Annotated in this window: 22 protein-coding genes and 2 pseudogenes; 16 read left to right on the top strand and 8 right to left on the bottom strand. The window is 69.7% G+C overall.

All coding sequences use genetic code 11. The features are described 5' to 3' along the window. Positions 1-292: 292 nt before the first annotated feature. Positions 293-751 (bottom strand): winged helix-turn-helix transcriptional regulator, encoded by a 459-nt coding sequence (locus tag ACGFZK_RS01420; protein ID WP_393846770.1) that lies wholly within the window; start codon positions 749-751, stop codon positions 293-295. Positions 752-843: 92 nt separating this feature from the next. Between ACGFZK_RS01420 and ACGFZK_RS01415 the strand changes: the two genes are divergently transcribed. Further along, on the top strand, positions 844-1,683 hold the full coding sequence (locus tag ACGFZK_RS01415) for an SDR family oxidoreductase (protein WP_393846769.1): 840 nt from the start codon (positions 844-846) through the stop codon (positions 1,681-1,683). A 1,911-nt stretch (positions 1,684-3,594) separates the two neighbouring features. After that, on the top strand, positions 3,595-4,326 hold the full coding sequence (locus ACGFZK_RS01410; protein ID WP_393846768.1) for a hypothetical protein: 732 nt from the start codon (positions 3,595-3,597) through the stop codon (positions 4,324-4,326). Between the two features lie 344 nt (positions 4,327-4,670). On the opposite strand, the gene ACGFZK_RS01405 is transcribed toward ACGFZK_RS01410, so the two are convergent. Further along, positions 4,671-5,126, bottom strand: coding sequence for a hypothetical protein (locus tag ACGFZK_RS01405; protein ID WP_393846767.1), 456 nt, complete (start codon positions 5,124-5,126; stop codon positions 4,671-4,673). A 741-nt stretch (positions 5,127-5,867) separates the two neighbouring features. On the opposite strand from ACGFZK_RS01405, the gene ACGFZK_RS01400 reads away from it, so the two are divergent. The 5 genes and pseudogenes from ACGFZK_RS01400 to ACGFZK_RS01380 all read left to right on the top strand — a co-directional run bounded on the left by ACGFZK_RS01400 (position 5,868) and on the right by ACGFZK_RS01380 (position 9,862). Beyond that, on the top strand, positions 5,868-6,695 hold the full coding sequence (locus ACGFZK_RS01400; protein WP_393846766.1) for an alpha/beta fold hydrolase: 828 nt from the start codon (positions 5,868-5,870) through the stop codon (positions 6,693-6,695). A gap of 206 nt (positions 6,696-6,901) precedes the next feature. Then, complete coding sequence (locus tag ACGFZK_RS01395) at positions 6,902-7,393, top strand: cupin domain-containing protein (RefSeq protein ID WP_393846765.1); 492 nt, start codon at positions 6,902-6,904, stop codon at positions 7,391-7,393. Positions 7,394-7,881: 488 nt separating this feature from the next. Next, the gene (locus ACGFZK_RS01390; RefSeq protein WP_393847257.1) at positions 7,882-8,523 is read left to right on the top strand and encodes an HAD family hydrolase; all 642 of its coding nucleotides are present in this window, start codon (positions 7,882-7,884) and stop codon (positions 8,521-8,523) included. 724 nt (positions 8,524-9,247) lie between these two features. Further along, positions 9,248-9,394, top strand: a pseudogene (locus tag ACGFZK_RS01385) (MerR family transcriptional regulator); the annotation flags it as partial. Positions 9,395-9,484: 90 nt separating this feature from the next. After that, complete coding sequence (locus tag ACGFZK_RS01380; RefSeq protein WP_393846764.1) at positions 9,485-9,862, top strand: STAS domain-containing protein; 378 nt, start codon at positions 9,485-9,487, stop codon at positions 9,860-9,862. 456 nt (positions 9,863-10,318) lie between these two features. Here ACGFZK_RS01380 and ACGFZK_RS01375 read toward each other — a convergent pair whose 3' ends face one another. Next, positions 10,319-11,437 (bottom strand): fatty acid desaturase family protein, encoded by a 1,119-nt coding sequence (locus ACGFZK_RS01375; RefSeq protein ID WP_393846763.1) that lies wholly within the window; start codon positions 11,435-11,437, stop codon positions 10,319-10,321. Positions 11,438-11,444: 7 nt separating this feature from the next. Further along, positions 11,445-12,521 (bottom strand): ferredoxin reductase, encoded by a 1,077-nt coding sequence (locus tag ACGFZK_RS01370; RefSeq protein ID WP_393846762.1) that lies wholly within the window; start codon positions 12,519-12,521, stop codon positions 11,445-11,447. 87 nt (positions 12,522-12,608) lie between these two features. Between ACGFZK_RS01370 and ACGFZK_RS01365 the strand changes: the two genes are divergently transcribed. From ACGFZK_RS01365 to ACGFZK_RS01355, 3 genes are all read left to right on the top strand, one after another. Continuing rightward, positions 12,609-13,748, top strand: coding sequence for a PucR family transcriptional regulator (locus ACGFZK_RS01365; protein WP_393846761.1), 1,140 nt, complete (start codon positions 12,609-12,611; stop codon positions 13,746-13,748). Positions 13,749-13,918: 170 nt separating this feature from the next. Next, positions 13,919-14,143 carry a hypothetical protein gene (locus tag ACGFZK_RS01360; protein WP_393846760.1) on the top strand — a complete coding sequence of 75 codons (225 nt, stop codon included), beginning with the start codon at positions 13,919-13,921 and terminating at the stop codon, positions 14,141-14,143. 634 nt (positions 14,144-14,777) lie between these two features. Further along, a complete protein-coding gene (locus ACGFZK_RS01355) occupies positions 14,778-15,209 on the top strand; it encodes a helix-turn-helix domain-containing protein (RefSeq protein ID WP_393846759.1) in 432 nt (143 codons plus the stop codon). A gap of 90 nt (positions 15,210-15,299) precedes the next feature. Here the strand turns inward: ACGFZK_RS01355 and ACGFZK_RS01350 are convergent, their stop codons facing one another. The 3 genes from ACGFZK_RS01350 to ACGFZK_RS01340 all read right to left on the bottom strand — a co-directional run bounded on the left by ACGFZK_RS01350 (position 15,300) and on the right by ACGFZK_RS01340 (position 17,289). After that, the gene (locus ACGFZK_RS01350) at positions 15,300-15,902 is read right to left on the bottom strand and encodes a ClpP family protease (protein ID WP_393846758.1); all 603 of its coding nucleotides are present in this window, start codon (positions 15,900-15,902) and stop codon (positions 15,300-15,302) included. A 1-nt stretch (position 15,903) separates the two neighbouring features. Further along, complete coding sequence (locus ACGFZK_RS01345) at positions 15,904-16,542, bottom strand: ClpP family protease (protein WP_393846757.1); 639 nt, start codon at positions 16,540-16,542, stop codon at positions 15,904-15,906. A 426-nt stretch (positions 16,543-16,968) separates the two neighbouring features. Next, positions 16,969-17,289, bottom strand: a complete 321-nt coding sequence (locus ACGFZK_RS01340) for a hypothetical protein (protein WP_393846756.1) — start codon at positions 17,287-17,289, stop codon at positions 16,969-16,971. Between the two features lie 287 nt (positions 17,290-17,576). On the opposite strand from ACGFZK_RS01340, the gene ACGFZK_RS01335 reads away from it, so the two are divergent. The 6 genes and pseudogenes from ACGFZK_RS01335 to ACGFZK_RS01310 all read left to right on the top strand — a co-directional run bounded on the left by ACGFZK_RS01335 (position 17,577) and on the right by ACGFZK_RS01310 (position 21,924). Further along, positions 17,577-17,852 carry a hypothetical protein gene (locus ACGFZK_RS01335; RefSeq protein ID WP_393846755.1) on the top strand — a complete coding sequence of 92 codons (276 nt, stop codon included), beginning with the start codon at positions 17,577-17,579 and terminating at the stop codon, positions 17,850-17,852. 111 nt (positions 17,853-17,963) lie between these two features. Beyond that, entirely contained in the window at positions 17,964-18,572 is a 609-nt protein-coding gene (locus tag ACGFZK_RS01330; RefSeq protein WP_393846754.1) for a hypothetical protein, read from the top strand. Between the two features lie 357 nt (positions 18,573-18,929). Further along, a pseudogene (locus ACGFZK_RS01325) lies at positions 18,930-19,099 on the top strand (YnfA family protein); the annotation flags it as partial. A gap of 272 nt (positions 19,100-19,371) precedes the next feature. Continuing rightward, a complete protein-coding gene (locus ACGFZK_RS01320) occupies positions 19,372-20,013 on the top strand; it encodes a response regulator (protein ID WP_393846753.1) in 642 nt (213 codons plus the stop codon). A gap of 571 nt (positions 20,014-20,584) precedes the next feature. Then, positions 20,585-21,694, top strand: a complete 1,110-nt coding sequence (locus ACGFZK_RS01315) for an ISL3 family transposase (protein ID WP_393847256.1) — start codon at positions 20,585-20,587, stop codon at positions 21,692-21,694. Positions 21,695-21,735: 41 nt separating this feature from the next. Further along, positions 21,736-21,924 (top strand): hypothetical protein, encoded by a 189-nt coding sequence (locus ACGFZK_RS01310; RefSeq protein ID WP_078624200.1) that lies wholly within the window; start codon positions 21,736-21,738, stop codon positions 21,922-21,924. A 261-nt stretch (positions 21,925-22,185) separates the two neighbouring features. Here ACGFZK_RS01310 and ACGFZK_RS01305 read toward each other — a convergent pair whose 3' ends face one another. Then, entirely contained in the window at positions 22,186-22,833 is a 648-nt protein-coding gene (locus ACGFZK_RS01305) for a TetR/AcrR family transcriptional regulator (protein WP_393846752.1), read from the bottom strand. Positions 22,834-22,900 lie beyond the last annotated feature (67 nt).

Raw genomic sequence — 22,900 nt, 5'->3', positions numbered from 1 at the left:
GCCCTGCCTGGATGAGCCGGTCGGACCCGACATGTCTACCGAATGCCCGCTCGCGCCCGATGTGGCTGAGTCGTTTGAGGGCATCATCGCGCGCGGGTCATCAGAGTCTTCTCGGTCGGCGTCTGGGGAGCAGAAGGCTCGCACATCCGCCGGCGCTGCTGCATCGCCTTCTCTTCGGCCCAACCATGCTGACAGACGATCTTCTCCGCGGGCTCCCGCCCACGACCAGCACGAGCACTTCGAGAGCCGGTCATACCAGCCCTTTGACCTGCGCCTTCAAGTTGGCGGAGGCTCAGTGTTCGTCGTCGAGATGATGAAGCTGTTGAGGGCCTGGGGTGGTCAGCTGCTTCGCTTTACCTGTTGCGCTCAGCGGCTCCGTGGCGGATGCCCCGCTGGCTGCCAGCCGCTGTGTGATCCGGTCGAACAAGTCCGTCAGCGGCGCACCGACGTCCTGGCCGAACTCAGTCAGCCCGTAGGTGACTTGGGGTGGCGTCGTCGGCTCGACCTTCCGCCAGACGAGATCGTCCTGGACCAGTGCGCGCAGTGTCTGAGCGAGCATCTTCTCGCTGATGCCCTGGATGCTGTCGCGCAGCTCGTAAAACCGAAGGTCGGTGCTCCGCAAGGAGATCAGCACCCAGATACCCCACCTGCTGGTCACGTGGTCGACCACGTCGCGCGCAGGGCAGTCGGTGTGAAACACCTCATACCGATGGCCCGCCTCGGCCTGCGCCAGCTGCGCACCTTCCCTCATGTCCGGAGCTTACCTCTGGGTATGTCCTTACGAAAAGTAAGGCTGCCTCCTAGCGTCAATTGCCGCAGTGCACAACGGACTAGGAGCTGAACATGATCGTGGTGACCGGGGCTACCGGGAATGTGGGCCGGCCTTTGACGCAGGCCCTGGCCAAGGCGGGCGAGCGGGTGACGGCGGTGTCACGGCACGCGGCGGCAATGCCGGACGGGGTCCGGCACGTGTCGGCTGACTTGGCCGAGCCGCAGGGCCTCACCCCCGCTTTGGACGGGGCGAAGGCGCTGTTCCTCCTGCTGTCCGGCGACCTGCACGCCCCCGAAGCCAGGCCGACCGACATCATCGACCTGGCTGCTGCCAGCGGGGTCCGCCGAGTCGTCCTGCTGTCTTCGCAGGGCGTGGCGACCAGGCCGCTCGGCCCGTCGCGGATCGCGATGCGCGCGGTGGAGGACGCGTTGAGAGAGTCCGGCCTGGACTGGGCCGTCCTGCGACCGGGCGGCTTCGCCTCCAACGCCTTGGCGTGGGCGGAGTCCGTCCGCACACAAGGGACGGTCGCCGCACCCTTCGGCGATGTCGGGGTTCCGATCGTCGACCCGGCGGACATCGCCGAGGTCGCGGCGGCCTGCCTGCTGGACGACCGGCACACCGGCGGAATCTTCGAGCTGACCGGGCCCGAGGTGATCACGCCCCGTCAGCAGACAGAAGCCATCGCCGCCGCGCTCGGCTCGCCGGTGCGATTCCACGAACTCACCCGCGAGGAGGCCAAGGCTGCGATGACCCAGTTCGTGCCGCCGGAACTCGCCGACGACACCCTGGACATCATCTCCGCACCGAATCCCGCCGAACTGCGGATCAGCTCGGACGTGGAACGAGTCCTCGGTCGCGCTCCGCGCCCCTTCAACAACTGGGTCGCCCGTAGCATCGCCGCTTTTCGCTGAGGCACAACGCAGCTGAAGCGCCCGGGCAGCCTCGTGCGACTACGGCCGCACGGGGTTGCCCCGTAGCGTCACCGCCCACCCCCACTACTATGCGGGCGTGAAGGATAACCCTGCAGCGTATGCGACTGAGTATGTCACCGGCTTCGGTGGCGAAGAATTCGTAAGGAATATGTGAAATAACCAGACCGTAGATTGGACTCGCATGAGAATGCATGAAGCCGTTGCGGCTGTTATGTCGCTTCGTTCCCGGGAGAGTGCTGAAGCCCCCTGGCTTGATCGGGCTCCTGGCGCTTTCGCCCCAGCTGCAGAAGCTGATGTGGCTGAGCTGGAGCGAATCTGCGGGCAGCCCATGGATGCCTCGTATCGAGAATTCCTCATGGTCGCAAATGGTATGGAATTCTTCTATATTTATCTTTCCGTGTTCGGTTCGCATGACTGCCGGCTAGCGAGAGGGTCGCCGAGGCCCTGAAGTTCGGTGATACTTTGAGGGATATTGGAACCCCTCGGGATGTTGGATTACCGCAGGATGTTGCTATGTTTCCTGTGGCAATCGACGAGGACTTCGACGTCGGTATCTTCATGATTCACGCTGCAGGGTTGCCGAGAGATTCTGGTGGGTCGGCGGTGGCGACAGCATGTTCTTCAAAGGCTTCGCGGATATCCTTGCCTATGCTCTCAACCCCGCCGCGAGCACGCCCCGGACGGAAGTCTGATGACCTCGCTCATGGCCGCTTGAGTGGGCCGTTCGCCTCCGCGTCGGGAGCGGTTCGGACGTGTCGTGGAGCATGGACTGCTCGGCCTCGACGGCCGGGGTGGCAGCCCGCGCGCGGAGGCGTTCTGAGTGCTGTGCGCGGGCGGATGGCGCAGCACCGCCGAGTACCTGCTGGGCTGGGCGACGGTCGGCGACCGGCCCCTGCACGAGGCGGACGTTGACTTCACAGGACCGGTCGCGGACTGAACCGCGCACCTGTCCGTCGTCCGCGACGTCGCCGTGCCGCTGCCCGAGCAGCTGGCCCTTCCGTACCGGGCGCGGAGGTCCGCGATCGACGGTGGCCGGGCCGGGTCGGTGGCGCAGCGGGAGTACGGGATGATGTCGGCCGGGCATGAGCGATCGTCCGCGACCTGGGCCGACTGCGGCGGGCCCGCCGGGCAGAGGCGGACGGTCCCAGCCGACGGACAGGTCCCCGGCCTCGGACTTCAGTAGGGCCGCTGGCAGCGGGAGCCCGTCCGACTCCCGGGAGAACACGCCTTGTTGCCGGTGATACATCACCGCGTAGTCCAGGGATCCGCCCAAGGCGCTCCCGGAGCCGTTGACGTTCTCCGACCAAGTGGTGATGCCCGAGGCGCCGATCGTGGAGTTCACTCCAGCAGCGTAGGACGGCGTGCAGGATCGGATGAGGGTCGCCCCGACCGTAGAGGGGTGGCGGCCCTTCTGCGTGCTCCGGCCCGGTTGACCGGGCCTCCCGACGGCGTTGTCGGTGGTGGCGGTGCCATGGGTAGATGAGCGCCGCGATCGCGCCCGGGGGCACGCATGCGGGTACCGGCGGGTTGTGCGAGGACATCCGGGGTGCCCTCGAAGAGTGAGTGCCCGGGATGCTCGGCGTTGATGTCCACCGGTCGGTGTCCGGGCCTGCCGAGGTGGCGCGGCTGGTCGGCGCGGCGGCCCTTTCTGTCACTCCACGCGGCAGCGTCTCTGGCACCGCACGGTGCCGTACAGCCGATGGTGCCCTCCGGCTACAGGTGCTGCGCCGGCGAGCCGTCTCCCCGCCGGGCGCCACAGCTCATTGGATGCGGGTGCCGACGAGGACGGCGAGAAGTGCGAGATACCTCGCCGGACTCCACCTCGCCGCCCCGCGGTCTCTCACGTACGGCATCTGGTCAGTCACCCGGCGTCAGTTCTATCGTGAGGCAATGACGGCACACAGCCCGGGAACGCCCGGCAGCGTGGAGCGGGGCGAGTCGGGGACGACGGACGTGGTGCTGCGGGAGGGCGGCGCCTCCTGGCTCACCGTGCCGCGCTCGCTGGGGAGCGCCGCGCTGACCGCGCTCGGTACGGGCCTTCTCGGGCTCGCCCTCGTCCTGCCGGTGGCGGTGATCGTGCTCTTCTCCGGCGCCGGCTGGGCCACGGTGGGCGTGGTGGCCCTCTGGATGGTGTCCGCAGCCGTCGCGGCGGGCTTCGCGGGCGCACTGGCCGTTGCCTGCTTTCGGGTGCACCGGATCAGGTTCTCCGCCCTCGGCGATCCCCCTCGGGTGCGCCTGGTGCGCGGCCTGAGGAGCGGTCCGTGGCGGCCGATGGAGGAGCCGGACCGCCTGCGCCTGGAGCAGGAGATCGAGGAGCCGTACGCCGCGGACCCCCTCCCCGCCACCCGCGTCCTCACGCTGCGCCTGATCCGGGACGACTCCGACGTCTGCCGGGCTGTTCTGCTGCCGGACACCGACGCCCGACAGCTCCTCGCGGCTTTGGAGCAGGCCCTGGGGTCGGCCGTCCTGCTCGAACTCCAGGTCAAGCGAACCACCCGCCCCGCGCCCCGGCGTCGCCCCGGCCCCCGGAACCGCGGCCGGGGCGGGCCCTCCGGCATCGGCATCAGTGGCGCCGGGGGCTACGGCTGCGGCAGCGGATGCGGCGGAGGCGGGGGCGGTTAGCTGGCAGGTGTTCCCTCCAGCGTCGTGATGGAGTGCCCGAGGCCGAGGCCGAGGCCGAGTTCGGTGAGAGCGACGACAGTCCAGGAGTCCCGGATGAGCGAGCAGCCGGCCACCGTGCCCGTGCCCGAACGTCTGCCCCTCGACGAGCCGTATCTGCGCGAGCGGCTACACGGGGGCTTTGGTCGCTGCTCCGCTAGTCATGCGACCACTCGTTCCTACCGGTTGTCAGCCGGCTCCACCGCTGCTAGCAACGCACGTCTGAGCACTTCGTCACCTTCGTCACCTTCGTCGGCACAGCCGCCGCCTTCATCTGCCGCTGCCGTCTCGCCGAATGAAACGGCGTTCTAGAGGGCCCGCCACCAGAACCCGAGGACGGTCAGCATCGCCGTTACCAGGAGAACTCCGGCCCCGGCCAGCGCGACCGCGGTGCGGGGCCTGCGGCGCGGGTCGGCCAGGGCCGCGAGCCACAGCAGCGGGACTGAGAGGAAGAAGGCCCCCATCCCGCCGAGAGCGCCGATCACCGACCACGGCACCAGTACGGCGCCGGCGGCGACGGCGACGCGCACGAAGGAGGCCCGGCGGCGGCCAAGGAAGAGGGGCAGCGCGACGAGGGCGTCCGTCACAGCGCAGATCATCAGGTAGCCGGGTCCGTCCACGAACGGGCCGAAGGAGAGCACTTGCGGCACGGGGGCCACGACGGCGCACAGGGCGAGGGCGTACTGCCATGGATGCGCCCACTCGCGGCTCCCGGCGCCCGATCCCACATGCGCTCCCCTGCCCGTCACCACTTCGGCCTTCACGGCCGCCCCCTTCTCGCCCGAACCCGCGGCCTGGCTTTCAGGAGCGGACTTTTGAACACAGTGGACTGAACGCGTTCAAGACATCGCACGGGCATCGAAGTCTCCACGCGCAGGGGGAGCGCTTTGGCAGGCGGTCCTGGGGGGTGCGGCGCCCTCGGCCGGCCTGGCACGGCTGAGCCGCCCGAACGACGGGCTGCTGTTTGGGTCCATACGGCCCCCCGGCACCCCGACCTCGCGGCAGTGCGACCCGCGGTGACCTGCACCTGGTGCGGCGGTCACGGCGACAGCCACAGGGAACTTCGGGGCGCGTCCCGGGGCCCGGGGCGCCGCGCGAGGTGTACGGGCGCGTGGCGAGCCGGAGGCCCTGCGGGGCCGGCCGGGCCAGTCAAGCGCCGTAGCGAGCGGCCTATGGCAGTCGCTCTTCGGCGTCAGGCCCGCCGGTCCCGGTAGGCCGTGGGCTGCCGCCGCCGAGACGCCTGGTCATGCCCGGCGCCGCGTAAGTCGTGGACTCCTCGAAGGCCCAAGGGGCTGGGTGCGACACGCCGGCGTGAACGAGGCGCCGCCGCCCCAACGACCATCTATACAAACGTATTGAACGCTCGTCATATACATGTGTATGGTTCTGGTGTGGGCGGGCAACAGACGGTCAACCGGCTGGCGGTGCCCTCGCACGATCCCATCACTCGGTCAACTGCCGAACATCCCAAGCGCGTTGAACCGCAAGGCCAAGAGGAGCCGATCATGACCCCCGTCCCCGCTAACAGCATCGCCCCCATGCGAGGCAGCGTCCGCCCTGTCCGCGCCGCCCTGGACATCGATGGACGCAGCCTGTCCTACCTGGATTTCGGCGGCGTCGGCCGCCCGCTGCTCGCCCTCCACGGCCATCTCTCCGAGGGGGCTTCCTTCGCCGCTCTCGCTGACGCCCTCGGCCCTGGATGGCGTGTCATCGCACCCGACCAGCGTGGCCATGGCGACTCCGACCGGGCCGACGGCTACACCCGGGCCGGCTACGTGGCCGATCTCCGCGCTCTGGTCGACCACCTCGGCCTCGACCGGTTCACCGTCCTCGGCCACTCCCTCGGCGCCATCAACGCCAGCCACCTGGCAGCCGAACTCCCCGAGCGCGTCGACGCCCTGATCAACCTCGACACCGCGGCCTTCATCCCCGCCCAGGACGCCAGCCCCCTCGCCTTCGTCCTTGCCCTCCCCTACTCCGCCGCCACCCGTGAGGAACTGCTCCACGCTCTCGGCCCAGCCGCCCCCATGCTCGGAGGCGCCCTACGCCCGCTGCCCCAAGGCGGCTGGCGGCTGCCGTTCCACCCGCAAGACACGGTTGCTTCCGAAACCGCCGTCCACGGCGACCACTGGAAGCAGTGGCTCGCCACGTCCTGCCCCGCCCTGCTGCTGCACGGCACCTCGAGCCAGGTACTCACCGCCGAACACGCCGCCGAGATGACCACCCGCCGACACCGCACCACATACGCCCCCTTGGACGCCGACCACTTCCTCCAGCTGCGCGACCCCGAAGGCGTCCACGCCGCCGTCCAAACCTTCCTCGCCGGGATCTGAAAAGCAGCTGCAACCTCCCCCTCCACCTGAGCACTCACCTGCCGTCCACTGTCCCTGGGCGCCGCCCGATCACGAACGACCGCAAAGTCCCGCGCGTCGTCCTGGTCAAGAAGCCAGCACCGTGCGGAGACGCAGGCCCGCGGCCTGCGCCCCTCTTCCCGTTACGCGTAGCCGTCCCGAACCACCGACCACACCTGAGGAGACCCGTGCACACCGACGCTAACCCCGTCATCGTCCGCGCCCGTTCCGCCGAAACCCTGCAAGACGGTGCCACCAGCCTCATCACCCTCCTCGCTGACGCCCACCACACTCAAGGGGCACTCACCGCCAACCGCGCCACCCTGCACAAGGGCTCTCCCGGCGCTCCCGCGCATTTCCACACCAAAGCGACCGAAATGTTCTTCGTCCTCGACGGCAGTCTGCGGGTGCTACTCGGCGACAAGGTCGTCACCCTGGAAAAGGGTGACTTCGTGACCGTCCCGCCGCAGCTGCCGCACGCCTTCGCCCCGGCCCCGGGGGAGGCGGCCGATCTGCTGGTCGCCTTCACCCCTGGAATGGACCGCTTCGACTACTACCGCCTGCTCGAGCGCGTCTTCCAGGGTGAGGCCACCATCGACGACATCAAGGCCAGCTCCACGCAGTACGACAACCACTACTACGAAAGCCCGGCCTGGCAGGCAGAGCTCCGCAACGGCTAACCGCCGCCGCCCGGGAAGGTCAGCGGAATAGTCCTGAAGTCGCCCACGGACCCCGTTGCCGCCGGCGACCCACGAGTCCCACCGGCTGATCACGGCGTCAGGCAGTACCGCTCATCCGTATCGCCCAAGGGCCGCGCGCAGCGCCGTGGCACCGAGACGAATTGGGCGCGCCCGGCTTGCAGGATGCCCCCCGGCCCAGCCGAGGCCCGAGGACTGCCACGCACAGGAACCGCCTTGCTGGGCCACTCACGGCCGGCCCCAAGCAGCCTTGGGCGAATGCCGGCATCCAAGTCGTCCAGCCGGCTGCAAAACCCACGACACATCAACAGCTGAGTCAGTCCTGGCCGGGGTCCGCCCCGCGCGCAAGTCCCGGGCCCGGCCGAGGGCGCAGCCGCGACGCAACGCGACGCAACGCCCCTTGGCCTGTCACACGGCGTGTCTGTCCCGCCGTCTTGTTGCTGGAGCGCTGGTGGCATGATCTAGCCGTGATCAACAAAGTGCCCCGGCCGGAACCCGCCAAGTACGTCCTGTTTGATGTCGACGGTACGTTGATCAATGCGGTGGAGAACCAGCGCCTGGTCTGGCGGACATGGGCGAAGCAGTACGGTCTGGACCCGGAGGAGGTCTACCGGACGGCGCTGCGGACGAGACCTCTGGAGACCTTCGCCCGCGTCGCTCCCCACTGCGACCCGGCGGAGTGCCTGGCGGCTTTGCACGAGTTGGAGGACGAAGACGTCCGATCCGGGATCTACGTGGCTTTCGATGGCGCTGCGGAACTGCTGGGCGCTCTGCCGAGGGGCTCCTGGGCTCTGGTGACCTCGAACTACGAACACCGGGTACGCGGCCGCTTCGCCCGGACCGGACTGCCGGTCCCCGAAATTCTTGTCGACGCGGCCGCCGTCCCAGAAGGCAAGCCCTCGCCCGCGCCGTATCTGCAGGCCGCCTCGCGGCTGGGTGCCGAACCGCGGAACTGCCTGGTCATCGAAGACGCCCCTTCCGGCGTCCAATCGGGGCTGAGCGCGGGAATGACGGTATGGGGGGTCAACGCACCCGTGGCAGTCGACCGCGTGCATCGCCACTTCGCAAGCTTGCGTGAAGCAGCCGTAGACATAATTGCCTTCGTCTCATAACAGAGCCCCTGTCTGCCCTGGACATCTGTGCCCGCGCTCGAGGCTCCGTCGCCTCCAGCACACCGAAGCAGGCCACTCGAGGCTCCTCGCGGCCCGATACCACGCCCCTGGACGGCTTCTGACGTACGGGTCCTCGGGCGAGAATCTCGTTCGGCGGCGGGCGACATGTCAGGATGCCGCGCATGACGACCGCTGCCCGAAAGGGCCATGCCGCGTAGGCGGCCGGGTGTTCTGCGCCCCCCTCATCCCCAGCTCTTCGCGATGCGCCGGCCCCACGGCATCGACCGTCTGTCACTGCGAACGTCCGCCGCGATACATCGGATCGAGCGCGAAACGGTCAACGAGCAGGTGTGGCCCGGCGCTACCGAGACAGCCTTGCGATGGTGTCGCCGGTTTCTGGCCCAGCCGGGCCGTCACCTAGAGATCAGCTTCGCTGTCCGTCCTTGCCGCTCAGACAGGCTCGAAGACGTGACGGAGGCCCGGGACATGCTGGAACAAGCAACGAGGCTGCTCCCCGCGCCGGCCCGCCTCGAGTTCGAGGCACTGCTGACCGTGCTCGATGGCGAGTTGCGGCGCAGGACTCTTCCCGATCCGTTCGCGTTCCGTGATCCGCGGCGCCGGGGAGGCTGGTGGCACTACAGGCTTCGCGGAGACCGGCCCTTCGGTTAAGGGTCAGTGACTGCGCCTGGTCTGGCGACATCGGCGAAGCAGTACGGTCTGGACCGGCCACCGCCGCTACTCCCGCTACCAGCTGCGCATCGCCGCCCGCGCCCGCGAGCTCGTCGACCAGGGCATGCCCGTCAAGGCGGCCTGCCGGATCGTCATCCTCGTAGACCAGCTCGTAGAAGCCCAGCGCACCAACGCCGAGTGACGCCGCACCGCCGGATCGGTGAACCCACCGGCCGCGGCCTGAAGGAGAGGGCGGATGCGTCGTGAGTCAGCCGGCCGGCGGGAGCCGGGCGTGATCCCACCCCATCGCCGGGCCGCCCGCACCGTGGTCGTTGCCGGCCGCTACGGCCTGATCCACCTCACCGGCGAACTCGACGTGGCGACCGCGCCGGCCGTACGTGGCGCGGTCCGCGAGTCTCTCACCAGCCGTCCCGCCCTGCTGCGCATCGACATCAGGGGGGTCTCGTTCTGCGACTGCTCCGGCCTGGGCGCCCTGCTGTGGGCGAAGGCCGAAGCGGCCGAGCGGGAGCCGGCTTCCATCTGTGCGGCCCGCTCCGGCCCGCCGTTGCCCGCGTCCTGGACGCCACCGGCACCACCGTCCATCTGGGCCTGTCACCCCAACCGGCCGAGCGGTGCCGCGGGCAGGGGGAAGAGCGCGGATGCGCCGTAGCCTCCGAAAGTATCTGTTGGTCCGTAGTGCGGTACCGGCCGGGTGGTTGCGCGTTAAACGGGATATGGCCACGAGGGTGCGGCCGGCCCCGGCCCCGGCCATCGGCGGACGGCGGGAACGTGGAGAAAGGGTTCTCCGCCCCGGCCTGCCGCCGATCTACGCCGCTTTCGTCCGGGAGTGGCGGGCCGCCGGTCGGCTCCTCCCGGGCCGGAATGACGAACGGGCCGCCCGACCACCGGCCCGACCACGGCAGGTCAGTGCACTACAACACCTCGCCGGGGCTGTGTGCTGAGCTCCTGGCGCACGTCCAGGCAGCGCAGCCGACACCGGGCTGCCCGGATCCCGTGCCGTACAGTCTGATGTCGCGGCCGCCCACCGTCCCACCGTCCGCAACGGATCTCACCGAAACCGGCGGTGCCGCCGGTACGGCGGAAAAATCTGACCCAATACCGGGAATCAAGCCGCGACGAGCTCCTGCTCGCGGTCCGGCGTTTTGACCTTGGGCTTCTTGTTCGGCAGCGAGAGCCGGAAGACCTTGCGCCACGCGGAGAACACCTGCTTGGGCAGCGGCCCGGTGACGTACTCCAGCTCGTACTTCTCGAACAGCGCGCGCACCTTCACCGCGACCTCGGCGTACCGGTTGCTCGGCAGGTCCGGGAACAGGTGGTGCTCGATCTGGTGCGACAGGTTGCCGGTCATGAAGTGCATGGCCCTGCTGCCGCTGATGTTCGCCGAGCCCATCATCTGGCGCAGGTACCACTGGCCGCGCGTCTCGCCCTTGATCGACCGGCGCTCGAAGACCTGTACGCCCTCGGGGAAGTGCCCGCACATGATCACCGAGTGGGACCAGATGTTGCGGACCAGGTTCGCGGTGAACGTGGCGGCGAGCGTGGGGAGGAACGACGGGCCCGACAGCAGCGGGTGGATCACGTAGTCCTTGAGCACCTGCTTGCGGATCTTGCGGCCCACGGCCTTGGCCCGCGCGCGGAACTCCGGGTTCTTGCGGCGGCGCTTGTGCAGGTTACTGCCGAGCTCCAGGTCGTACGCTGCGATGCCGTACTCGAAGAAGCAGGCGTTGATGAAGTTCCACAGTGGCTGGCCGAGGTGGAACGGGTGCCACTTCTGGTCCTCGTCGACGCGCATGATGCCGTAGCCGAGGTCGTTGTCCTTGCCGATCACGTTGGTGTACGTGTGGTGCAGCTCGTTGTGCGAGTGCTTCCACTGCTCGGCCGGCGAGACGTGATCCCAGTCCCAGGTGGTGGAGTGGATCTTCGGGTCTCGCATCCAGTCCCACTGGCCGTGCAGGACGTTGTGGCCGATCTCCATGTTGTCCATGATCTTCGCCACGGACAGACCGGCGGTGCCGATCAGCCACGCGGGCGGGAAGATCGAGAACAGCAGGACGCCCCTGCTGACCAGCTCGAGCTTGCGCTGCGCCGAGATGACCTTACGGATGTAGGCGGCGTCCTTCTCGCCGCGCCCGGCGATCACCTCGTCGCGGATCGCGTCCAGCTCGCGGCCAAGCTCCTCGATCTGTTCCGCGGTCAGGTGGGCGGTGGGGTCGATGGCGGTCAAGGTGCTCCTACCGTTCGATGTCGCAGGGGCCCGCCGCGGCGGACACGCAGGTCTGGATGAGGACGCCCGGCTCGGCCTCGGTGATCTCGCCGGTGCGCAGGTCCCGGACGGCGCCCGCCTTGAGCGGCGTGACGCAGCCGAAGCAGATGCCCATGCGGCACCCGGAGGGCATGAGTACGCCGGCCTCCTCGCCGATGTCCAGCAACGGCGTGGCGCCGTCCGCGTCGACGGTCTTGCCGCTGGCGCTGAACGTGACCTCGCCGCCGCCGCCGCCGCCGCCGTCGCCGTCGCCGGCGACGACGATGCCGGGGCGGAAGCGTTCGGTGTGCAGGCGCTCTTGTACGCCGTGCTCGGTCCAGTGCTCTTCGGCGGCGTCGAGCAGGCCCGCGGGCCCGCAAGCCCAGGTCTCGCGCTCGGCCCAGTCGGGCACGAGTTCGTCGAGACGGGCGATGTCGAGCATGCCGTCTGTGTCGGTGTGCACCTCGGTGAGCCGCAGCTTCTTGTCCGCGACCAGGTCGTGCAGTTCGCTGCGGAAGATCACGTCTTGCGGCCGTGACGCGCAGTGGACCATGACGACGTCGTCGAACTCGGTGTCGCGCAGCATGCCCATCACGGGCGTGATGCCGCTGCCGGCCGTCAGGTAGAGCACCTTGGCGGGCTTGGCCTGCGGCAGCACGAAGTCACCGGTCGGCTGGTCGAGCTGGACCAGCGTGCCCGGTTTCGCCCTGCGGACCAGGTGGTTGCTGACCTTGCCGTCCGGGATCGCCTTCACGGTGATCGTGATGCGGCCGTCCTGGCGGTTTGTCGGCGAGGTGATGGAGTAGGCACGCCACAGGCGCACCCCGTCGACGTCGACCCCGATCCGCACGTACTGACCGGCTGTGTGGCCGCGCCAGCCCCGTCCCGGCCTGATCACGACAGTCGCGGCGTCACCCGTCTCGGGGTGCACGGCCTCGATGCGCCCGCGCAGGTCAGCGCCCGCACGCAGCGGGCTGACCAGGTCGAGGTAGTCCGACGGCAGCAGCGGCGTCGTGACCATCTCCAGCAGTTTCCACGCCCCGCTGCGGAGGGCTGCACTCGTCATGACTCCAGCTTGCTGCGCCTCAAGGCGTAAAGTCCTGACCGCAGGACGTAAATCTGGTCGGCTGAATTGTTCGTAGGGAACAAAACCGTGAACCATGCAATCCGGAGGGCCAGCGAACTGGCCCTGAATGAGACGACGGTCACCGCACTTCGGGCAGCGCTGAAGACCACCGCCGACGAGGTCGTCCAGGCGATCATCGACGAGGTCCCTCCCTACGCCAACGCCCTTTCGGGCCGCATGGGCGCCACCATCCGCCGAGCCGTCCGTACTGCCCTGGGGCACTACTTGGACCTCGCGAGCGGGAACGCCACAGGCGGCGACGCCGGTGACGCAGCCTACGAGCTGGGCCGCGGCGAGGTGCGCGACGGCCGTTCGATGGACGCCCTGCTCAGCGCCTACCGCGTCGGCGCCCGCGTGGCCTGGCGATGCCTGGCAGCGGGTGCCGTACCCGTAGGTCTGCCCGCCGCCGAGGTCGCCAAGTTCGCCGAGCTCACCTTCGCCTACATCGACGAGCTCTCTGCCGCGAGCGCCGCGGGCCACGCCGACGAACTGGCCGCCCGGGGCAGGGCCCACGAGCGCCACCTGGAACACCTGGCCCGCGACCTCCTCGCCGGCGCGAGCCCGGACGTGCTGCTGGCCTCTGTGCAACGGGCCGCGTGGCAGCCTCCGGTTTCGCTGACCGCAGTCCTGCTGCCCGCCGCCCAGGCCCGGCCTGCCTACCGCGCGCTCGACCCGAGCACCCTCGTCCTCGACGATCTGCCGGACGCCACCGGTGTGCTGCTCGTCCCCGATGCCGACCGATCACATCTCTTGCGGCAGCTGACCGACCGCACCGCCGTGGTCGGCCCGGCCCGGCCATGGACTCGTGCGTCCGCCTCGTACGCACGAGCCGTACGCGCGCGCTCCCTCTCCTCTGACATTCGCGACACGGAGGACCACCTGCCCGAGCTGGTGCTGAGCGCGGACGCGGACGCGTTCGCAGACCTGCGTGCCCGAGCCCTCGCACCGTTGCGGACCTTGCCTGTCGCGACCGCACGGCGGTTGGAGGAGACGTTGCGGGCGTGGCTGCTGCACCAGGGCAGGCGGGACGAGGCGGCGGCGGCGTTGTTCGTCCATCCCCAGACGGTCCGGTACCGGATGTCGCAGCTGCGGGAGCTGTTTCCGGATCTCGCATCGCCACACCGGGTCCTCGAACTGACGCTGGCGGTCGGTCTTCGGGTCAGCTGACGCGTACTTCGCCCGTCCACGACCGCGTCCGCGCCACGCGGACGGCGGGTGAATCTGTCGTTCAGCGACGCGGAGCCGGAGGTCGTACGGCTGGCCGCTGGGTGGGAGGGGATGGCGTCGGCGGCGTGGGCGGGACGGCAGGTGATGGCGGTCGCGCAGCACGGGTGCTGGTGCCGGTCTCCCGTGACGCCGGGGATGTGCTGCGGGAGTTGGTCCAGGCCCGGGTGCACCGGCGGGAGACCGTCGCCGCGCTTCGCGCCCTGACCGCTGCCGACCCGCCTGTGGCCGGCGTCCCGGAGTCGGCCGCCACCGTCCTGGAAGAGGCCCTCTACGCGGTGGCCCGGGTGGATGAGGCGACGGTCCAGGTGATGCGGGAGAGGCGCCCACGGTCGTGATGCCGAAGAAGGCGGAGACCGGTTCGACGACCGCGGATCTGCTGGCCCATCCCTTCGGTCCGGGCGAGCGCGACGAGCACGTCGATGCCCACCTCGTCGCCGGTTGGGGCCCGGATCTGCCGTGCCCGGCCCGCGCCCCCGGGCGCATGTCGCTGGCCGATCGGCACTGCTTCTGGGCCCCCCGTGGAAGCGCTGCGCGGGCCGAAGCCGGAAGCGCATGTGCGGCACGTCTCGGTCCGCAACGAGCCCGGCGACCGGATCCTGTCGGACGCGGAATGGAGCGAGGTGGCCGCCGAGATGGTGCACGCCGCGGGCTTCGCCGGGCACGGTGACGAGCAGGCCTGCCGGTGGATCGCGGTCGGCCTCACCGTCCCCGGCGGATCGTTCCACGGCTCTGGCCGCCCTGACCGTGCTGTCCGCGACAGAAGGACTGACCGGCACCATGCCGGGAGGGAGCCGTATGCTCGGTCGGCTGTCTGGTTCCTTCCGGTTCCTTCTGGTTCCTTCCGGTTCCTTCCGGCGTTGCGGACACGCTCTAGCGTTGGACCCGCGTCGCCCCGGGCACCTGCGCGGCTTCACCCAGGGCAGAAGGCCACTTACTTCCCCCCGCGCCCCGGATCCCTAGGGTGAGGGGGTGAGCACTCATGCGCCGAACGAGTCCCGCGTCATCTCTCTGCGCCCGAAGGCCCCGTCGCCCGGTTCCGGCGGGGCGGCCGGCGCCCCGCGGCGACCCGTGGGGGGTCCACAGCCACGCGCGCCGAGGGAGCCCCTGTGGCGTGACCTCGTCGGCGACGTGCTGCGGCGCGAGCGGCTCGCCCAGGAGCGCACGCTGAAGGACGTCTCGGAGGCGGCCCGGATCTCGATGCCGTACCTGTCGGAGGTGGAGCGCGGACGCAAGGAGGCATCCTCCGAGGTGCTCGCGGCCGCCGCCCATGCCCTCGGGCTCGGCCTCGCCGACCTGCTCCTGCTCGCTGGTGACGAGCTGGCCCGGCACGCCCGGAGCCGGGGGGTCCGGGGCCGCACGTCACCCACGGCGCAGTACGACGGCTTCTGCCTCGCCGCCTGACCGGACCGGACCGGGCCGACGGCCGGTACGACGGGGCGCGCCCCCGCCGTACCGGCCGGCTCGCCGGCCCCCGGCCACGGCCGCGCGGGCTCAGACGAACGCGAACCGTTGGCTCAGCACCTCGTCGGCGAGCCCGTAGGCCACGGCCTCCTCGGCGGTGAACACCTTCTCCCGGTCCATGTCCGCGCGCAGCGTCGCCACGTCGTGGTGCGTGTGCCGGGACAGGACCTCCTCCACCTGCGAGCGGATACGGACCATCTCCTTGGCCGCGAGGCTGAGGTCGGAGACCGTCCCCTGCCGGCCGCCGCTGGCCGGCTGGCCGAGCAGCACCCGCGCGTGCCGGAGCACGAACCGTCGCCCGGGATCTCCGCCCGCCAGCAGCACCGCCGCCGTCGACGCCGCCTGACCGACGCAGAAGGTGGAGATCGGCGCCTGCACGAACGTCATCGTGTCGTAGATCGCCATCAGCGAAGTGAACGATCCGCCGGGCGAGTTGAGGTAGATCGAGATCTCCTGCTCCGGGCTCGCCGACTCCAGGTGCAGGAGCTGCGCTATGACCACGTTGGCGACCCCGTCGTCGATCTCGGTGCCGAGGAAGATGATCCGCTCGTTCAGCAGCCGGCTGAAGACGTCGTAGGACCGCTCGCCCTGCGCGGTCCGCTCGATCACGTAGGGAACCGTGTACGACCCCATGTCACAGCCCCGTCCGTCGGCGCGGCGTGGCCGGGCGGATGTCGGCGAGCGACTCCACCACCTGGTCCACCATCCCGTACTCCCTGGCCTGTTCGGCCGTGAACCAGCGGTCCCGGTCGCCGTCCCGCGCGATCGTCTCCTCGCTCTGCCCGGTGTGCTGGGCGGTGATCCGCTCGACGGCCTTCTTGGTGAACTGGAGGTTCTCCGCCTGGATCTCGATGTCCGCGGCGGTGCCGCCGATGCCCGCCGAGGGCTGGTGCATCATGATCCGCGCGTTCGGCAGCGCGAACCGCTTGCCGGGCGTCCCCACGGTGAGCAGGAACTGGCCCATGCTGGCGGCGAAGCCCATCGCCAGCGTCGAGACGTCGTTCGGGATGAGCCGCATCGTGTCGTAGATGGCGAGACCCGCGGTGACCGACCCGCCGGGGCTGTTGACGTACAGGCTGATGTCGGAGCGCGGGTCCTGCGCCGACAGCAGCAGGAGCTGCGCGCACACCCGGTTGGCCGACACCTCGTCGACCTGGGTGCCGAGGAGGACGATCCGCTGGTCGAGCAGCCTTGCCGCGAGGTGGTCGTCGAAGTGGCCGGGCGGTGTGTCGCCCTCCTCCGCGCGGGGCGCGAGCATGGTGAGGGGAGTCATCTCTTCTCCTTGTCGAGGCGGGATGCCGTCGACTCCACTCTTGACCTCGGGAACCCCCCGAACGCCGTTCCTCTGCCCCCGGCAGATCCGCCACGGGCGGACACGACGTCACGGCACTGGCAGTCGAACCTGATCAGCTCCTCACCCACGCTGGAGTCGAACGGTCTGCTCCACGTCTTCGGCACCAGATCAACGGCGGGTAGGGGAGCGCGGCCCAGCGCTTCTTGACCCGATTCGGTCCACCCACCCCATCGCGCTGGGGCTGTTCACCGATTCGGCGTTCCTGGACGACCTGGTCCGGGTACGCAGCTCCCGGCCGGTTGTGCTGGCCGGGAGCTGCCCGGTCGCCAGCCTGACGGTGCACTTGTTCGAGGGCTGTGACGGCAGCACCGGGCAAAGGACACAGCGACTGGGGCTGCGGTGCTCTCACGCTGGTGGTGGGGGCAGTACGAGGATGTGGTCGTCCGGGGTCTGCGTGGTGAACCCTGCGGCACGGAGCGCCGCGGCCAGGGCGGGACCGGTGGCGCGGTGCAGTCCGGCCAGCTCCGTGCCGCCCGCGTCCGGCGGGTGCGGGCCGCTGGTGCGGGCGTGCAACTCGTCGACTTCTTCGGGCATCCAGCCCACCATCATGCCGCGGGCGTGGCGCACCAGATGCGCGCCCTCCCGGCCCACAGCGCCCGGGTCGAACCCCGCTTCGCGCAGAGCGGTGCGCACCGGGTCCAGGAGCTCCGTCTCGTGATCATCCACAGCCGCACTGTAGAGGGACGGCCAGGGCGTGCGGGGTGTCCGTGGCGCCGTCCGGGTCCGTGGCGGGACCCGGACGGGGCCGCTTCAACCGGCCGGATCCCGCGCGTGGGGACCTTCTCATCGCCCTGCCACCCTGACAGGCCGGGACCCGCGCTGCGCGCCCGGCACGGGGAGAGGGATGTGCCAGGCGGGTGACAAGCTCACGCATGCGGCTGCACCGGGGCGCGGCGGGCATGGGGGCGGTTGACTATGGGGTTCCCGTTGTGCCCCGTCGAATGGAGCCCTTCATGTTGGAGCGCAGGTCGCGCAAGGACGGTATCGAGGTCACGTTCGTCCTGCCTCGGGAGGATCCGCCGGGGCCGGTAAGCGTGGTGGGGGACTTCAACGACTGGCAGCCCGGCATCCACACGCTCCAGCCGCGCAAGGACGGTAAGCGGGCGGTCACGGTCGCTCTGCCCGCCGAGACGACCCAGTTCTTCCGCTACCTGGCGGCGGGCGACTACTGGTTCAACGACGAGAGCACCGAGGACCGAGACGGCGCCAACAACCGCCTCCACACCTGACCTGACGCCCCCCCGAGAGCCAGGGCCTGCCCGCGAACTGGTGTGTCGGCAGCGCCGGCACCGCGCTGCGGTCCTACGGTGCGCTCATGCCCGACAAGTTGGCCGGCGCTCGTGCCGGCCGGCGCAGACCCGGAGAGCGCCGAAGCGGTGGGCATCGTCGGCCGCGCAGAGTACCTGCGCCTGCTGGCCCTGGGCGCGTCTCCCAGTCTGGCGTCCCAGATCCTGTTCGACGGCTCGGGGCAGGCCAACACGTGGCGCAGCGAGCAGCCGGCGTTCGCCGCCGCATGCGACGCAGTAGCCGCCGCGACCGTGCGGCGGGCGGAGCGCCGTCCCTCCCGGTTCACGCCGGAGCGGCGCCGGCAGTTCCTCGGGTATCTGCGGGCCGGGATGGCCACGACCAAGGCCGCGGCCGCGGTCGGCATCATCAGCACGACGGTCTACCAGCGCCGCCGCCGCGATCCCGACTTCGCCGAAGCCATGGACCAGGCCACGGCCATCCGAAGCACCCCGGAACCTGGTGCCGCTGCCGCTGCCGCTGCCGCTGCCGCTGCCGCTGCCGCTGCCGCTGACGCGCAGTGGAGCGCCTTCTACCAGCACCTCGCCGCTCATGGCGTGCTCCGCCAGGCGGCCCTCGCCGCGGGGATCCGGCCGGAGACGGTCTACGACCGGCGTAGATCAGACACGGATTTCGCGGAGCAGACCGACCACCTGCGTCTTTGAGACGAGGCTGCGCCCTAGACGAGCACGGCTTGGTGCCGGGGGGCAGACGAGGCGGGAGCCGATCCGGAACCGCATCTCGCCCGCGGCCCGGCGGATGTCCTTGCTCTGGGGGTGTCATCGAGCTGCCCCAGCGGCCCCATCAACGCCCGCGCCTCGTCTGCGCTGATCAGTTTCGGTCGGGGTTCGGTGAGGCCGTCGAGGAGGGTGTCCAGCAGGTCCAGTGTCTCGTCCATGCCAGGCCCAACGCCGTACGCGTGGGCACGTCACGTCTTTCCTGGCGCACCGCACGGTCCGGGCCGCTGCAATGCCGTGTCCGGCTGTGTGAGGCAGCCGGAGGTCAGGCCTTCTGGCGTGTCCGACGACAACTTCGGCCGCATCCTCGCCGCGTACGGCGGGATCTTCGTCGCGGGATCGATCGCCTGGGGCATGGTCGCCGGCGGCTACCGACCGACCGCTACGACGTTGTCGGCGCCCTGGTCTGCCTCGCAGGCATGGCCGTGATCATGTACGCCCCTCGCCCTCACTGACTCCGTTCCAGTCCCGAAGTGTCAGCTCAGGCGGCCCCGGACACCCGGGACGAGTCGCGCCGAAGGCGTATCGAAACCTGATGGGCACAGTAGGCCAGAGGGGCCGGCTGCGGCTGGGCCGTTCAGTCACACCCGGTCGCCGGGCTGAGCAAGCTCGGTTGGGCCGGGGGCGTTGTAGTCGGTCCAGGCCCGGTATGCCGGGTGCCGCGGGGGGTACTGGTCACGGCGCCAACTCGCAGCGGCGTCGCAACGCCGGAATGAAAGGAAAGCGCGTGAGTCGCGTCTTGATCGTCGAAAGTCATGACCGGTCCGGCCTGCGGCCGGTACTGGAGGCCGTCGATACGATGGTGGTGGTGGGTGAAGCGGCTGATGCTGTGCAGGCCGTCAAAGCCGCCAAGGAGTATCGGCCCGATGTCGTAATCATGGATGTGTCCCTTCCCGGCCAGGGTGCGGTCGAGGCCACCCGTCAGCTGTTGGGGCTCGGCTTCCCTCCGAGGGTGCTCGCGGTGACCACCTCCGGCCCGGACGGGAGGGTTCTTGACGTGCTCCGTGCCGGAGCCTCGGGCTTCGTCATGCAGGACTGCAGTCCTGACGAGCTGGCTCACGCGGTGCGGATCGTGGCTGCCGGCGGCAACGTCCTCGACTCGAAGGTCATGCAGACGCTGACTCGAGGCCGTCCTTCCGCGGGCTCCCGTGATCTGCTGGAGACGATCGGCAACCTCACGGACACGGAGCGGCAGATGCTGGCGCTCATCGGTGGCGGGCACACCAATCAGCGGATCGCCGATGAGTGCCGTCTGTCCATCACCAGGGTGAAGACACACGTCTCGCGCCTGGTCCAACGACTTGGACTGGAGCATCGGGTCCAGGCCGCGGTCCTCGCCTGGGAAGCCGGGATCGTCGGGCGGGACTGATTGCCGCAGGCGGCCGGACTGGCCCCTGCGACGCTCGCAGACACCCGGCCGCCGCTCAGCCGTCCGGCGTCCCGCGGTGACGGCCGGCCCCTGCCCGGTCTGCGTGGCGGCGAGGGCGGAGGCGACTCGGGGATGCAACCGTCCGGCGCCCGGGCCTACATCGACCGGCTTGGCCAGAGACTCGCCCCCCACTACACGCAGCCACATCAGCTGGCCACCCTGAACGAGAAAGCCCTCGCAGATCTCTACCTCTCGCTCGCCCACCATGTAGCACCAGAGACATTGGACCCGCCCCTGCGCTCTGGCTGGAGCGGTGATGACCACTTTGGCGAGTTGATCCGGTTCCATACCGCCACTTCTGGAGGCCAAGAACACACTGCAGGCAGCCCACCAGCTGCAACGTCTGGCCACCCACACTGGCCTGTGGCGTCTGCGTCACCCAGCCACGCGGACCGCCCTGGCAGCCGCCCAGTCCCTGCACACCCCCGTATCGCCCTCACAGCTACGTGTGCTCGCGGAGCAGTCCCGGCAGCGGCGCTGGGTCACGGACGAAGGTCACCTCCTGGCGCTCGTGCTGGAAGCCCTGGGCCGCTTCCAACAGGCCCATACCTACTCCACGGTCTTGATCAGCGCCGAAGACCATCGTGTGGTCGATGTGCTCCCAACCCGTGAAGCCGGACCGCTGGCCGCCTGGCTGGCCCGTCACCCCGGCGTGGAGATCATCTGCCGGGACCGGGCGAGCGCCTACGCCGAAGGAGCTCGCCTCGGCGCCCCCGACGCCGTGCAGGTCGCTGACCGGTTCCATCTGTGGCAGGGCCTCGGCCGGGCCGTGGAGACCTGCGTCGCCGCCCACCGCGACTGCCTGCGCCATCCGTCACCCAGCGGCATGCTGCCGAGGGCGATCCAGGATCCTGGCTGGCCGCAGGACGGCTCGGAGCCCGTCGGCCGGCGAGCCGAGCGGAAGAAGGCAGCGCACGCCTTGGTCCACGACCTCTTTGCCCAAGGCCAGTCGCGCCGGGCGATCGCCCGGCACCTGGGCTGGGGTCTCAACACCGTCCTCCGGTACGCGAACGCCCCAAGCTGGCAGGACACCTTCCGCGAGAACCGGCCCCGTCCCAGCAGGCTGGACCCCTACAAGCCCTACCTGGAGCGACGCTTCGCCGCGGGATGCACCAGCGTCACCCACCTCCACAACGAACTCCTCGCCAACAACGCGCCCGTCACCTACCAGATGGCCCGCGCCCACATCGCCACCCTCCGCGGGACGCCTGCCGGCACGCCGACGAGGCCTCCGACGGTGCGGCAGGTGGCCGGCTGGCTCACCCGGCACCCCACCACGCTGAGCGAGGACGACCAGGCCGCTCTGAAGGACGTCCTGGCACGCTGCCCCGAACTGGACACGGCCGCCGGACATATCCGCGGCTTCGGCGAAATACTCATCGCCCGGCTCGGGGCCACACTCCCCACCTGGATCGACGCAGTCGACGCCAGCCAACTACCCGGCCTCACCAACTTCGCACTCCACATGCTCCGAGACCTCGACGCCGTGACCGCCGGACTCACCCTCCACTGGAGCTCCGGCAGCATCGAAGGCGCGGTCAACCGCATCAAAAGGATCAAGAGGCAGCTCTACGGACGAGCCGGCTTCCACCTGCTCCGGAAGATGATCCTGCTCCAATAGCAGCTTGTAGTGTGGGGAGACTTTCATGAGGGGTGATCGATATAAGCAGGCGACGGTACGTTGCCAGGGGGGTACCCGGCGGGTATCGCATTTGGGACAACAAGGGGCAGCGGTGGTGGGGTGACCACTACGAGCTCTGCCCTGACGCTCTTCTGACGGAGTTGAACGGCGCTGCCGAACCCGCGAAGCTCACCGCTCTCCTCAAGCAGTACCGAGCACAGAAACGCTGACGGAACGAGCGACCGGTTTGGAGCATGGTCGGGTGGGCGTTGCCGAACTGGCCTCGGCCGACTTGTTTGACTGCTCGATGAGTGGCGGCAGCGTCCAGCTCAGCACTTCGCCCCTTGGACGGCCGACCCGCTCACCTGATGCCCAGGAAGCACCTCCTCGAACATCGAGGTGACGCTCCGCGACGGCTCCCCAAGATCTGTGCCAGAGCCCAGTTTTTAAGAGCACGCGGGCTGGCCAGGAGGTCACAGCGCGTGCCGACCTCACGTGGCGTCTGTCCGTTGTCCGGCGTCCGGGGTGGTGTGGCCGCCGGCGGTGAAGATGCGGTCGAGGTGGTGGCGGAGTACGGCGATGGCTGACTCTGGTGTCCGTTGGGCGACGAGGATGCTGGTGCCCATGGTCGCGGTCATGGCGAGCAGGCTGATGGCCTCGGTGCGTGCGTCGGCGCCGGGATCGGCCAGGCCCGCCGCCTGGGCTCCTTTGATCAGGCCGGTGAGGGCGTTCTCGGCCGCGTCGGGGTTGTCGATGAAGGGCTGGGCGGCGAGTGCTCCGTCGGTCACGGACAGGATCGAGTAGGAGCTGTACAGGAGGTGGAAGGTCCGGCTCTCCGCGTCGGTCGGCAGGGAGGCCAGCAGCAGCGCCTCGATCGTCGCGCGTGGGCCCGGGTCCGGGCCGGCGGCGGCCAGGCGGGCGCCCACGCGGGCGGTGAAGCGGTCGGTCAGGTGCTGGAGGCCGTAGAAGAGCAGCTTCTCTTTCGTCTCGAAGTAGTACTGCACGAGCCGGAGGGACACGCCGGCCTCGGCGGCCACGTCGCGCATGCCGACGGCGTGCAGCCCTCGCCGCCCCGCGACTTGGATGAGCGCTTCGGCGATCTGGGTGCGCCGTTCCTCGTGGTCCACGCGTTTTGGCATCAGTGCTGTCTCCGGCCGCGGGTGGGTGGGTGGTTCAGGGCTCACAGTCCGGCTCAGTCCGAACATC

The organism is Streptomyces sp. NPDC048257, assembly GCF_043201855.1.
In the GTDB taxonomy this organism is placed as follows: domain Bacteria; phylum Actinomycetota; class Actinomycetes; order Streptomycetales; family Streptomycetaceae; genus Streptomyces.
Note: the sequence above shows the minus strand (reverse complement) of the source record. Positions and strands in the feature narration are given on the sequence as shown.